This window comes from Nocardioides aequoreus (assembly GCF_000720335.1).
Classification (GTDB): domain Bacteria; phylum Actinomycetota; class Actinomycetes; order Propionibacteriales; family Nocardioidaceae; genus Marmoricola; species Marmoricola aequoreus.
Map to the genome: position 1 here is coordinate 155,125 of NZ_JOJN01000002.1, position 12,754 is coordinate 167,878.

The window sequence follows — 12,754 nt, forward strand, 5'->3', positions numbered from 1 at the left end:
CGGCCACCTCGGTGGCAAGTCCCCTCGCCTCACGGCGTCAGGTGGACGCCAACCCACAGGCCAGCCGAGCCTCGAGCTCCGCGAACCCGTTGGTGAAGAAGGCCGGCCACCTCGTGAGGGGGTTGCGCTCGCGCGTGGTGTTCGGGCCTGTGTAGAGCCGCAGCACCTGCTGGTCCAACGGGAACGTGTCGACGGCCTCGCAGAAGGAGGCACCGGTCTCGCGATCGGGCAGCAGTCCCCACCACAGCGCGAAGAGCGAGCCCGACAGCTCGTGGGCCCGGTAGCCGTTACCTTGGCCCGCGGTCGCGTAGCCCCAGCGGTAGACACCGTTCCAGCCGTCGGTGTAGTTGGTCATCCGGATGCCTTCGAAATCGTCGCTCGGAGGCACCAGCATCTCGTCGACGAACTGGCGCGAGAGTCCCGCGAGCACCACGAGCAGCTCCTCGCGGTCTGCCGGGTCCTCCTGAGCGGCGGCGAAGCTCCTGAGCCACACCGGCCACCGTGCGGAGTGAGAGCTGTCGGGAGCGACGTCGGCGCGCGCCTTGCCCTCTGACCCGTCGGGGGCGCTCTCGTACCCGGCGAAGGCATAGTCGGGGTGATCGGTCCAGACGCCGACCTGGAAGAGCCAGCCGCCCTCCTCGGTCCAGGATCCTTCCTGGTCCACCATCCGGCGCGAGGTCTCGACCATGTCCGCGACGGCCGCCGACCTCTCGGCCTGCGGCACGTCCGTGGAGCGTTCGTAGGCGCTGTACTCCGCCGCGATGGCGAGCGTGAAGAGCTCCTCGTCGATCATGGCTCTCAGGTAGCTGGGCTCGGTCGCGTCCTGATCGAGCTTCCAGACGACCCGGTCACGCATCGTGGGGAAGGGATCACGGCCCCACTGCCACGCAGGAGTCTCGGTCCAGAGCTCGGTCACCGTGGTCCTGAGGAGCTCTGCGAGCTGGCGGTGCTCCTCGTCGGGGTCGGACGAAGCCGAGAACGTGAGGTACCTGCTCGCCAGGTACAGGTACTGCAGTCGATCCAGTGTGTACTCCGCGACCGCCGGCTGGTCGGCTGCGCTGAAGCGCGCGAAGTGATCGTCGAACTGCTGCCGCCACGACTCGTTGTCAGAGCGGAAGGCCGCCTCGAGCGGGATCATGAGGACAGAGCCGGCGTCGTAGGCCTCGTCGGCGGTCCACAGGTCCTGGGTCAGGTAGGGGGTGACGACGTCACGCCACTGGCTCAGGGCCCGGACATCGGGCTCGAACCCGGCGTCGAGCTCTGAGGCGGCGACGGGTCGAGGGAGCTCGGTCGACGACTCCCCGGCGGCCTCGCCCGTGCCGGAGCACGCGGAGAGGATCAGGAGCAGCGCACCGACCGCCGCAGCGAGAGGCGCCCGTACCTCAGTCATCGACCCAACCTCCGCACCCGGATCCTGCTGGCAACCCGAGACGCAGCAGAGTGCCAGACCCTACCGTCACGCCTCCGGCCCCCCCGCGCACTTCCGCCCGACAGCGCCGAGGTGTCAGGGCATCGCGCGTTGCCGACCACGCAGCACCAGCGCGAGACCTGCCGTCAGCACCACCACGGCTGCAGCGGCCAGCACGAAGCCGACCGTCGTGCCCAGGGGCGACCACCACCGGACACCGCCGAGCAGGGCGGCGACCACGGCGAAGCCGAGCACGGCAGCGGCGCCGACCCGCCACAGCTCACGGTGACCGAAGCCGGCGATGCCGAAGACCGTCACCAGGTAGGTGACGTGGAAGGCCGAGTAGGTGACGGCGTACGCGGCGACGGCGAGCATCGCGCTGCCGGTGCCGGCGTAGACGCCGATGACGACCACCGCGTGCAGGGCGTCGAAGCACATCTGAATCGTGAAGGAGATGCGCTGGCGGCCCGTGGCCTCGTAGAGCCGCTGCGGCCAGCCGTTCTGCAGGGCAAGCCAGAGCGGCACCGCCAGCAGCCGCGCGAAGTCTCCTGCGGTGCGCCAGGTCTGTCCGAAGACGAGAGCGAAGAGCTCGTCGCCCCACACGGCCACGAAGGCGAATCCGGGCATCGTCAGCACCAGTCCCCAGCGCGACAGGGTGAGGGCCAGGGTCTTCAGCCTGGGAGTCCCCAGGTGCAGCGCCGCTTCTCGGTAGAAGACGCTGCTGAGGGCCGCCGAGACCAGGCTCGTGGGTGCCTGGGTGATGGTGCGGGCCAGGGCGTACGACGCCGTCAGCGCCGCCCCTCCCCCGATCGCGAAGACGTACAGCGGCAGGTCGCGGGTCAGGCTGCCCACGAGCGAGTAGGGGGTGTTGAAGACCAGGAACTGCCGCTGGTCCCGCCACAGCCGTCGCGGGTCCAGGTCGCGTGGTCGCCAGCTCGCACCGGGCCGGGAGCAGGCCGCCACCAGGGCGAGGAAGACCAGGCACCCGGCGACGACGGCTACCACGCGCGCGACCACCACGCCGGTGTCGACGGGGTCGAGGTACCCGATGAGCAACGCCACCAGGGCGAAGACCCCGGCGATGGTCAGGTTGGACGCCACGACGAGGTGGAACTTCCCCCGCCTCGTCGCGAGGCCGGTGCCCATCTGCGTCACGACGGCAGCCAGCACCATGGGGGCGAGCAGCCACACCCACGCCGACGACGAGACCTCCGGAGCCAGGGAGGCCGTGACCCAGCCGCCCGCCACGAGCGCCACGAGGACCACGACGAAGGACGTCGCGACACCCTGGTAGAAGCCCAGCCACCACAGCCGGGCCGCGACGCCGTCGTCCTCCGGGAGCACGAGCGCAAGGTCGAGACGCAGGGTCGCGACGACGACGAGTGCGGCCGACGCCGACACCACCAGCGCGTGCACGCCGATCGCCTCGGGTGGGAAGAGCCGCGTCAGCAGCGGCATCACGAGAAAGGTCAGCAGCTGTGACCCGGCAGCACCGCCGAACATCAGCAGCGAGTTGCGCAGGAAGCCCGAGCCGGACGAGTCGCCCTCGTCGGGACGGGGGGTGCTCGCTGCCATGGCCGCACGAGCATGTCACGGAGGGGCGCGGCATCGGACCACGTGTCCGAGATGACCCGGTCGGTCACCACCGATCCCCGTCCGGGGCGTTACGGTAGGCGGCGGCACGAGCGCGCACGCCTCGGCGACCGGCTCTCCCCGAACGCGAAGGATTCCTCTCTTGGGTGTCAGGATCGAGGACTCCGCCGACGTGTCCCCCCAGGCCTCCATCGCCGACGGCTCGTCCGTGTGGCACCTCGCGCAGGTGCGCGAGGGCGCCACGCTGGGCAAGGGCTGCGTCGTGGGGCGTGGCGCCTACGTCGGCTCCGGCGTGCAGGTGGGCGACCACTGCAAGATCCAGAACTACGCCCTCGTCTACGAGCCGGCCCGCCTGGCCGACGGCGTCTTCATCGGCCCCGCCGTGGTGCTGACCAACGACACCTACCCGCGCGCCATCACCCCGTCCGGCGACCTCAAGGGCGCCAGCGACTGGGAGGCCGTGGGCGTGACGATCGAGACCGGCGCCTCCATCGGCGCGCGCTCCGTGTGCGTCGCCCCGCTCACCATCGGGGCCTGGGCCCTGGTCGCCGCCGGCTCCGTGGTGGTGCGCGACGTGCCGGCCCACGCCCTGGTGGCCGGCAACCCCGCCCGCCGGATCGGGTGGGTCGGCAAGACCGGCCGACGCCTGGTGGCCGACGGCGACGCCCGCTGGCGCTGCCCCGAGACCGACGACCTGTACGCCGAGGAGGGCGACGCCCTCACCCCCTGGAGAGACGAGTGACCGACGAGTTCATCCCGCCCGCCCGCCCCCTGATCGGGGAGGAGGAGCGCGCGGCCGTCGACCGCGTGATGCGCAGCGGCATGCTGGCGCAGGGCCCCGAGGTCGCCGCCTTCGAGCGCGAGTTCGACCAGCACTTCGGCCTCGGCCGCGCCTGCGTCGCCGTCAACTCCGGCACCTCCGGGCTCCACCTCGGCCTGCTCGCCGCCGGCGTCGGTCCCGGCGACGAGGTGATCGTGCCGTCCTTCACCTTCGCCGCCACCGCCAACGCGGTCGCCCTCACCGGCGCCACGCCCGTCTTCGCCGACATCGACCCCGCGTCCTTCTGCCTCTCCGCCGACGCGGTCGCCACGGCGGTCACCGAGCGCACCGTCGGCATCATGCCCGTGCACCTCTACGGGCACCCGGCCGACATGGGCGCGATCGGCGCGATCGCCGAGCAGCACGGGCTGCAGGTCTTCGAGGACGCCGCGCAGGCCCACGGCGCCTCCCTCGCGGGCACCCCGGTCGGGGCCTTCGGCAGCTTCGCGATGTTCTCCCTCTACCCGACCAAGAACATGACCTCCGGCGAGGGCGGCATGGTCTCCGTGGCCGACGCCGAGGTCGAGCGCCGGCTCCGGCTGCTGCGCAACCAGGGCATGGAGCGGCAGTACGAGAACGAGGTCGTCGGCTTCAACGCCCGCATGACCGACATCCACGCCGCGATCGGGCGCGTGCAGCTGACCAAGGTCGGCGGGTGGACCAAGCAGCGGCAGGAGAACGCCGCCTTCTACGACGCCCACCTGCAGGGCGTGGGGACGCCCGCCGTCGCCGACGGCGCGGTGCACGTCTACCACCAGTACACGGTGCGGGTGCCCGACGACCGCGACGGCTTCGCCGACGCCCTCAAGGACGAGTACGCCGTGGGGTCGGGGCGCTTCTACCCCGTGCCGATCCACCGCCTCGCCCCCTTCGACGTCGACGCCGACCTGCCGGAGACGGCCCGCGCGGCCGCCGAGGTGGTGTCCCTGCCGGTGCACCCCTCGCTCTCGCAGCAGGACCTCGAGCGCGTGGTGCACGCCGTCAACACCCTGACCAGCGCGGGAGGCTGACCATGGGCAACCTTCGTTTCGGACTCGTCGGCATTGGCATGATGGGGCGCAACCACGCCCGCGTCCTGCACGCGATGGACGGCGTCGACCTCGTGGCGGTCGCGGACCCCGCCGGCGACAAGCACGGCCTGGTGGGGGGCGCCGAGCTCGTCGACTCGGTGCAGGACCTGATCGCGCACGGCATCGACGCCGCCATCGTGGCGGTGCCGACCCGCTTCCACCTCGAGGCCGGCCTCGAGCTCGCCTCCGCGGGAGTGCACGCGCTGGTCGAGAAGCCGCTCGCCGCGGACCCGCAGGAGGCGCAGAAGCTCGTCGACGCCTTCGAGGCCGCCGGGCTTGTCAACGCCGTCGGCCACATCGAGCGCTGCAACCCCGCGCTGCGGGCGATGCGCGCGCGGCTCGAGCAGGGCGACCTGGGTGACATCTACCAGGTGGCCACGCGCCGCCAGGGCCCCTTCCCCAACCGGATCGCCGACGTCGGCGTGGTCAAGGACCTGGCCACCCACGACATCGACCTGACCGCCTGGGTGATCCAGTCGCCGTACGCGGCGGTGACGGCGCAGACCGCCCACAAGAGCGGTCGCGACCACGAGGACCTCGTCTCGGTCACCGCGATGATGGCGGACGGCACCGTGGCCAGCCACCTGGTCAACTGGCTCTCCCCGCTCAAGGAGCGCGTCACCGTCGCCACCGGCGAGCGCGGCGCCTTCGTCGCCGACACCCTTACCGGCGACCTGACCTTCCACGAGAACGGCGAGGTCGCCTCCGAGTGGGAGGCGGTGGCGTCCTTCCGCGGCGTCTCCGAGGGCAACAGCACCCGCTTCGCGATCGCCAAGCCCGAGCCGCTGCGCGTGCAGCACGAGGCCTTCCGCGACGCCGTGCTCGGGAAGGACGCCGAGGTCGTCACCATGCGCGAGGGGCTCGCGACCGTGACCGTGGCCGATGCCTGCCTGACCTCCGCGCGCGAGGGTCGCACCGTCAGGATCGACGCGTGAGCACCCCTGACGGGCTGACGATCGCGGTCGTCGGGCTCGGCAAGATCGGGCTGCCGCTGGCAGCGCAGTTCGCGGACCGCGGTCACCGTGTCGTGGGCATCGACGTCAATCCCAGCACCGTTGAGTCAGTGAACTCCGGCGAGGTCCCCTTCCCAGGCGAGGCCCACCTCGGCGAGTACCTGACCCGTCTGGTCGCCTCCGGGGACCTCCGCGCGACGACCGACTACGGGGACGCCGTCCCCCAGGCCGACGTGGTGGTCGTGGTGGTGCCGCTCTTCGTCGACGCCGACGGTGCCCCCGACTTCGGCTGGATGGACAGCGCCACCCAGAGCCTCGGCGAGCACCTGCGCCGCGACACCGTCGTCATCTACGAGACCACCCTGCCCGTGGGAACCACCCGCACGCGGTGGAAGCCGATGCTGGAGAAGATCAGCAATCTGGTGGAGGGCGAGGACTTCCACCTCGTCTTCTCCCCCGAGCGCGTGCTGACCGGCCGCGTCTTCGCCGACCTGCGCAAGTACCCCAAGCTCGTCGGCGGCCTGACCGAGGCCGGTGCGCGAGCGGCGGTGGACTTCTACGAGGCCGTGCTGGAGTTCGACGACCGTCCCGACCTGGCCCGTCCCAACGGGGTGTGGGACCTCGGCTCGGCGGAGGCCGCCGAGATGGCCAAGCTCGCCGAGACCACCTACCGCGACGTCAACATCGGGCTGGCCAACCAGTTCGCCGTCTTCGCCGAGAAGGCCGGCGTCGACGTCTACCAGGTCATCGAGGCCTGCAACTCCCAGCCGTACAGCCACATCCACCGTCCGGGCATCTCGGTCGGCGGGCACTGCATCCCGGTCTACCCGCGGCTGTACCTCTCCAACGACCCCTCCGCGACCGTGGTCAGCACCGCGCGCGAGGCCAACCGGCGGATGCCACGACACGCAGTGGACGTGCTCGAGTCGAGCTTCGGTGACCTCGCGGGGTCGCGCGTCGCCGTCCTGGGCGCCGCATACCGGGGCGGGGTGAAGGAGACGGCCTTCAGCGGTGTCTTCGACCTGGTGGACGAGCTACGCCGACGAGGTGCCGTCGTCACGGTCCATGACCCCCTGTACACCGACGACGAGCTCGGGACCCTGGGGTTCGTCCCGCACCACCTGGGAGAGCAGGTCGACGCAGCCGTCGTGCATACGGACCACGACGACTACCGGCGACTGACTGCTGGTGATCTGCCCGGGGCTCGCGCGGTGTTCGACGGCAGGGACATGGTCGCCGACCTCGGTCCCGGGATCGCCGTCAGGACGATCGGCAGGCCGGCGGAGGGCGCGCACCCGTGACCCCATGGGGACGCGGCCTCTACGTCCAGGTCTATCCCTCCGCTCTCGAGAGCGCGAGCCGCATGTTCCGCATCGGCCGCAGCGTGCACGAGGGCGTGGGCTTCGCGGCGACGGAGCTCGTCGGCGTGCATCGCGGGGGTCTACCTACCCGCGAGAGCATCGCAGACGGTGTGGACGTGGTGCGGGTGACGGGCACGGCACGCACAGGCAACCTGGGCCGGGTGCTCCGCGCGGCGCTGTGGCAACCACGTGTCTACCGACGCTACCGCCGGAGGTCCGTCGACGTCCTGGCGTGCCACAACGTGTGGATCCTCCCCATGTGCTGGCTGCTCGCCCGCAGGACAGGGGCGGCACTCGTCTACAACCCCCACGAGCTGGAGACCGAGACGTTCACCATGCGCGGGCCCAAGAAGTGGGTCGCCGTGGCGATCGAGAGATCGCTGGTTCGCCGCTGCGACCTGGTCTCGGCGGTGAACCGCTCGATCGCCGAGTGGTACTCGGACCGCTACGGCGTCGCTGTGCCGGTCACCGTCGGCAACGTGCCGTCGTCCACAGAAGGCCGGGTGGACCTGAGATCCTTCTTGGGCGTGCCGGACCACGCGCTCCTGTACGTGCACACGGGTCACCTAGCACGCGGCAGGAACATCGCACGCATGCTCGAGGCATTCGCTGGCGTGGAGCACCACCTCGTGTTCCTCGGGGACGGGCCCCTGCGTCCCGAAGTCGACGCAGCTGTCGCCCAGCATCCGAACATCCACTGGATGGCTCCCGTGCCCCCCGACGAGATCGTGGCTCACGTACGAGGTGCGGACGTCGGCTTGTGCCTGATCGAGACTGGGCTGGACCTCTCGAAGCGTCTCTCCTCGCCCAACAAGTTGATGGAGGCCCTTGCGGCCGACACGCCGGTCCTGTGCACCGACCTCGCGGAGGCGCGACGGGTGCTCGGCTCGCACGCGGACACATGGGTGCTGAGCGACGTCGCGGACCTGGAGCAGGCGCTGTCCCGGATCACCAGGGACGACGTCGATGGTTTCCGAGCCTCCTGGCCCGGTGCAGGGACATGGGAATCCGAGGTCACGGACCTCGTGACGGCCTACCGCAAGCTCGCGGCACGGCCTCGGAAGAGTCGTCGCGCGCGAGTGCGCAGCTAGAGTTTCCCGACTCGGGACTATTTGGAGGCATCTGTGTGTGGCTTGTTCGGGTACGTCGGCACGACTCCGTTGCCGCAGCAGGGCATCGACCTGCTCATCCGCCACTCGGAGCAACGCGGTCGGGACTCGAGCGGTCTGATCGTGCACCTGGACCACCGCTACTCCGCGTTCCGGGCCGACTTCGCGATCACCCGCCTGGCCCGGAAGACCAATCTGGGGGCGGCCTCCGTCTTCCTCGGGCACAGCCGGCTCATCACCAACGGGCTGAACGACAACCAGCCCGTGGTTCGCGACGACGTCTTCGTGCTGCACAACGGGATCGTGGTCAACCACGAACGGGTCTGGGACGACCTGGGCCTGGACCCGCGTCAGCAGATCGACACCGAGGTGATCGCGGCGATCATCGCCCAGCACCTCGCGGAGGGGGGTGAGCTCGCCGAGGCCGCCGCCAAGGTCTTCGCGCACTGCACCGGGATCGTCGCCTGCGCCGTGGCCTTGCCCCGACTCGGCAAGCTGCTCCTGTTCTCCAACAACGGGAGCCTGTACCTCGGGCACACCGAGACCGGGCAGGTCTTTGCCTCCGAGAGCTACCCGCTGACGCAACTCGGTTGTGCCGACGTGAAGCAGGTCACGGACGCGCTCGTGCTCGACGTGCCTGCCGACGTGGCCGCGGTCCCGGTCCAGGAGTGGACTGGGCGTGCACGGGACCTCGTCCCCCCGCTCGTGCTGTCGGGCGCCGAGGAGAACCTGCTCACCTACGAGCAGCCGGACCTGCGACGCTGCACTCGCTGCGTGCTCCCCGAGACGATGCCCTACCTCACCTTCGACGACCAGGGCGTCTGCAACTACTGCTTGCACTACAAACCGCGCAACAACCCGCGACCGAAGGAGGAGCTGTTCGACCTGGTCGCGCCGTACCGTCGCGCCGAGGGCAACGAGTGCATCATCCCGTTCTCCGGTGGACGAGACAGCTGCTACGCGCTCCACCTGGCCGTTCACGAGCTCGGGATGCGCCCGGTGACCTACACCTACGACTGGGGCATGGTCACCGATCTGGGCCGTCGCAACATCAGCCGGATGTGCGGGGAGCTCGGCGTGGAGAACATCATCGTGGCCGACGACATCCACAAGAAGCGGGACTACATCGCCCGCAACCTCCGGGCATGGCTAAAGTCGCCGCACCTCGGGATGATCAGCATCCTCACCGCCGGCGACAAGCACTTCTTCGCTCACGTCGAGACCATGAAGAAGCAGACGGGGATCGGGCTGAACCTGTGGGGCATCAACCCGCTCGAGGTGACGCACTTCAAGGCGGGCTTCCTGGGCGTACCTCCAGATTTCGAGGAGAAGCGGGTCTACTCACACGGGGCCATGAAGCAGCTGCGCTACCAGTCGCTGCGCTTCCGCGCCATGCTCCAGAGCCCGGGCTACTTCAACCGGTCCCTGTGGGACACGCTCAGCGGCGAGTACTACCGAAGCTTCACCGAGAAGACCGACTACTTCCACATCTTCGACTACTGGCGCTGGGACGAGCGCGAGGTGGATGACACTCTCGACCTGTACGACTGGGAGCGGGCTCCCGATACCCAGACCACGTGGCGCATCGGCGACGGCACCGCTGCCTTCTACAACTACGCCTACTACACGGCTGCCGGGTTCTCGGAGCACGACACCTTCCGCAGCAACCAGGTGCGGGAGGGCGATCTCACCCGAGCCGAGGCGCTGGACCTGGTCAAGATCGAGAACCAGCCGCGGTACGCCAACATCAAGTGGTACCTCGACGCAGTCGGGCTGGACTTCGCACCCACCATCAGGACCGTGAACGCCATGCCTCGGGTCTACGAGCGCTGAGCGATGACGCGGTGCATCTGGTACGTCTCGAAGTACGTCGCTCCCCCGGATGGTCCCGACGGCGTCGGTAGCCGCGGGTACGAGCTGATGCGTGAACTGGCCGCGCTCGGGCATCGTTGCGTCATCGTCACGTCCGACGCCAACCACCTGGCGACCGTGCCGCACGTACAGGGACGGCGGCTCCTTCAGAAGCGCGACGGACTCCTCGTGTGCTGGGTCCGCACCCTCAAGGCAGCACGTGCCAAGTCGTGGCAGCGCATCGCTGGTTGGCTGCACTTCGAGTGGAGACTGGCGCGACTCCGGAAGCGCGACCTTCCACGTCCCGATGTCGTGGTCGTGTCCAGCCCCTCGCTCTTCACCCTGCTCAACGGTCTCTGGCTCAAGCGTCGCATCGGCGCGCGCCTCGTGTTCGAAGTGCGCGACATCTGGCCCCTCACCCTCGTCGACGAGGGTGGCTACAGCCCCCGCAACCCGCTGATCAGGCTCTTGGGCACGCTCGAACGGCTCGGTTACCGGCATGCGGACGCCGTCGTCGGGACGATGCCGAACCTCCGCGAGCACGTACGGACCGTGCTGGGTCAGGATCGTCCGGTCCACTGCATCCCGATGGGTTACTCTCCCCGCGCGTTGAAAGCTGGCAGCGTGTCCCTCCCGGAGTCGTTCCTCGAGGAGCACACACCGAGCGGCAGGTTCACGGTCGTGTACGCGGGCACCATCGGCATCTCGAACGCTCTGGAGACCCTGTTCGAGGTGGCGGAGACACTCCGGGCGCGCACGGACATCCACTTTCTCGTGGTCGGTGACGGCTCTCTTCGGCAGCAGTACGTTGACGCCTACGGCTCCCTGGACAACCTCACTTTCGTGCCGCGTGTGCCCAAGGACGCCGTCGGTTCGTTGTTGGCCCGGTGCGACCTGCTGTACCTGTCGACGAGACCCGGGGAGCTGTGGCGGTACGGGCAGTCACTGAACAAGTTGGTCGACTACATGCTGGCCGGCAAGCCCATCCTGGCCTCGTTCTCGGGGCACCCCTCCATGGTCGACGAGGCCCGTTGCGGCACCTTCGTTCCTGCTGGCGATGCTGTGGCCGTCGCGCGAGAGGTCGAGCGATACCGCGACATGGAGGCCACCGAAAGGGATGCGATCGGCCAGCGGGGTCGTGAGTGGTTGATGACCCATCGCCCCTACCCACGACTCGCCTCGGACTACGCCGAAGTGCTTACCGGAACCGGCAGCACGTAACCTTCGACGCCTCTTCGGCACCCCGGCTAGGCATCAGGAGGGTGGCCCGGCGCGCTGGTCTCGTCGTCGTGCCACCGCCAGGGAGGCCGGCAGCAACGACACCCAACCCACGAGAACGGCGGCGCCGTGCGTGGCGACCACCGTCAGCACGGCGGTGTTCGCCAGGGCCAGCAAGATGAAGACGAGCGCCGGCGCCGACACGCACAGGGGAAGCCCGTCGGAGACCTTGTCGTAGGCGCGCAGCAGCAGTGCCACCAGCAGAGCGGCCACGAGCATGCCGATCCACCCGGCGTTGGCGAAGCCGTCCGCGAGGAAGTTGGCGTTGGCTGCCGTTCCCGCGTCGTAGTAGGTACGGCCCACGAGCAGACCCGGGGGCGTGTCGTATGGAGAGGGTCCAGCGAACGAAAGCACGCTGTGACGCAGCGCGTAGTACGGCCCTCCGTCGAAGAGATCCACGTAGTACCCCGTGTTAATCCCGGCCGTCGACAACGCTCGCCGCACCAGCAGCGACGTGAACCCGTACCCGCTTCTGGCGAGGTCGAGCACACCGACCGCGACGATGAGCCCCGAGAGCAGTGACACCCAGTGCCAAGTTCGCACGTGACCACGCCTGGTCATGACGAACGTGCCGATGAGGATGGCGACGGCGATGGCGTAGGACTTGTAGCCGGTCAGCGAGTAGAGCAGCACGACGCCGAGCAGTCCCGTCAACGTCACCGCGAGCCTGCGCAGGTGCAGCCCAAGCGCGATCAAGACCGGGAAGGTCCCCCCTGCCAGCCAGCCCACGAGGTATGCACCCAGGCGATCCACGTTAGTGCGGTACTGCTCGCGTTGGGCGTAGACGTCGGCGAAACCAGACAGCCGCAGGCCGATGCCTCGCGACGCGAGGTAGGCGACCGAGAGGATCCCGAAGCCGCTCAGGAGGATCCAGAACGTAGTCCTAGAGACGTGCAAAACCACCAGCCGCCGCCGACCGCCCCGGAGGGCGAGGGCGATGAGCACGAATGACGCGGTGACCGTGAGCATCAGGTTCTGCACCTGCAGCGTGGACAACGTGCCGTACAGCATCGGGATCCACACCACGGGCACGGCCGTGGTCAGCAGGAGGAAGAGCCGCGCGACGTCCGACGGCAGGCGTCCGTCGGGGTCGACCGTGAGCGACAAGACGACGGTGGCGACGATCGCTCCAACGAGCTCGAAGAGCGACCACGACCGGTCGACGTAGCCCTGATAACCGAAGACTGGGGCGATGAGGGTGTCGACGGACCACACGAGGGCCAGCGTGTAGAGCCCGACCCCCGTCACCACCCCGACCCTCGCGACGACGTCCGTGCTTGTCGCGCCTGGCTGCCGACCAGGTGAGCCTCC

10 protein-coding genes are annotated in these 12,754 nt (G+C 69.4%); 7 read left to right on the plus strand and 3 right to left on the minus strand.

From position 1 onward, the window contains the following. Nucleotides 1–37 precede the first annotated feature (37 nt). Nucleotides 38–1,390, minus strand: a complete 1,353-nt coding sequence (locus tag IG63_RS0103285) for a hypothetical protein (protein WP_030482955.1) — start codon at nucleotides 1,388–1,390, stop codon at nucleotides 38–40. Between the two features lie 114 nt (nucleotides 1,391–1,504). Next, nucleotides 1,505–2,983 (minus strand): lipopolysaccharide biosynthesis protein, encoded by a 1,479-nt coding sequence (locus IG63_RS0103290; protein ID WP_030482956.1) that lies wholly within the window; start codon nucleotides 2,981–2,983, stop codon nucleotides 1,505–1,507. Between the two features lie 160 nt (nucleotides 2,984–3,143). Between IG63_RS0103290 and IG63_RS0103295 the strand changes: the two genes are divergently transcribed. The 7 genes from IG63_RS0103295 to IG63_RS0103325 all read left to right on the plus strand — a co-directional run bounded on the left by IG63_RS0103295 (nucleotide 3,144) and on the right by IG63_RS0103325 (nucleotide 11,386). After that, nucleotides 3,144–3,743: an acyltransferase gene (locus IG63_RS0103295; protein WP_030482957.1), complete on the plus strand. Its 600-nt coding sequence runs from the start codon at nucleotides 3,144–3,146 to the stop codon at nucleotides 3,741–3,743. After that, complete coding sequence (locus tag IG63_RS0103300) at nucleotides 3,740–4,831, plus strand: DegT/DnrJ/EryC1/StrS family aminotransferase (protein ID WP_030482958.1); 1,092 nt, start codon at nucleotides 3,740–3,742, stop codon at nucleotides 4,829–4,831. The genes IG63_RS0103295 and IG63_RS0103300 overlap by 4 nt, the downstream gene beginning before the upstream one ends. Nucleotides 4,832–4,833: 2 nt before the next feature. After that, nucleotides 4,834–5,826 carry a Gfo/Idh/MocA family protein gene (locus IG63_RS0103305; RefSeq protein ID WP_030482959.1) on the plus strand — a complete coding sequence of 331 codons (993 nt, stop codon included), beginning with the start codon at nucleotides 4,834–4,836 and terminating at the stop codon, nucleotides 5,824–5,826. Between the two features lie 14 nt (nucleotides 5,827–5,840). After that, nucleotides 5,841–7,145, plus strand: coding sequence for a nucleotide sugar dehydrogenase (locus IG63_RS0103310; protein ID WP_030482960.1), 1,305 nt, complete (start codon nucleotides 5,841–5,843; stop codon nucleotides 7,143–7,145). 62 nt (nucleotides 7,146–7,207) lie between these two features. After that, nucleotides 7,208–8,296 carry a glycosyltransferase gene (locus tag IG63_RS0103315; RefSeq protein WP_084596710.1) on the plus strand — a complete coding sequence of 363 codons (1,089 nt, stop codon included), beginning with the start codon at nucleotides 7,208–7,210 and terminating at the stop codon, nucleotides 8,294–8,296. 141 nt (nucleotides 8,297–8,437) lie between these two features. After that, on the plus strand, nucleotides 8,438–10,147 hold the full coding sequence (locus IG63_RS0103320) for a hypothetical protein (protein ID WP_211249182.1): 1,710 nt from the start codon (nucleotides 8,438–8,440) through the stop codon (nucleotides 10,145–10,147). Between the two features lie 3 nt (nucleotides 10,148–10,150). Beyond that, nucleotides 10,151–11,386: a glycosyltransferase family 4 protein gene (locus tag IG63_RS0103325; protein ID WP_030482963.1), complete on the plus strand. Its 1,236-nt coding sequence runs from the start codon at nucleotides 10,151–10,153 to the stop codon at nucleotides 11,384–11,386. A gap of 33 nt (nucleotides 11,387–11,419) precedes the next feature. Here the strand turns inward: IG63_RS0103325 and IG63_RS0103330 are convergent, their stop codons facing one another. Further along, nucleotides 11,420–12,691 (minus strand): hypothetical protein, encoded by a 1,272-nt coding sequence (locus tag IG63_RS0103330; protein ID WP_157210004.1) that lies wholly within the window; start codon nucleotides 12,689–12,691, stop codon nucleotides 11,420–11,422. Nucleotides 12,692–12,754 lie beyond the last annotated feature (63 nt).

Bases quoted from the DNA above. Each gene is read 5' to 3' on its own strand.
- IG63_RS0103285 (WP_030482955.1), bottom strand. From the start codon at position 1,390: ATGACTGAGGTACGGGCGCCTCTCGCTGCGGCGGTCGGTGCGCTGCTC.
- IG63_RS0103290 (WP_030482956.1), bottom strand. From the start codon at position 2,983: ATGGCAGCGAGCACCCCCCGTCCCGACGAGGGCGACTCGTCCGGCTCG.
- IG63_RS0103305 (WP_030482959.1), top strand. From the start codon at position 4,834: ATGGGCAACCTTCGTTTCGGACTCGTCGGCATTGGCATGATGGGGCGC.
- IG63_RS0103315 (WP_084596710.1), top strand. From the start codon at position 7,208: ATGTTCCGCATCGGCCGCAGCGTGCACGAGGGCGTGGGCTTCGCGGCG.
- IG63_RS0103325 (WP_030482963.1), top strand. From the start codon at position 10,151: ATGACGCGGTGCATCTGGTACGTCTCGAAGTACGTCGCTCCCCCGGAT.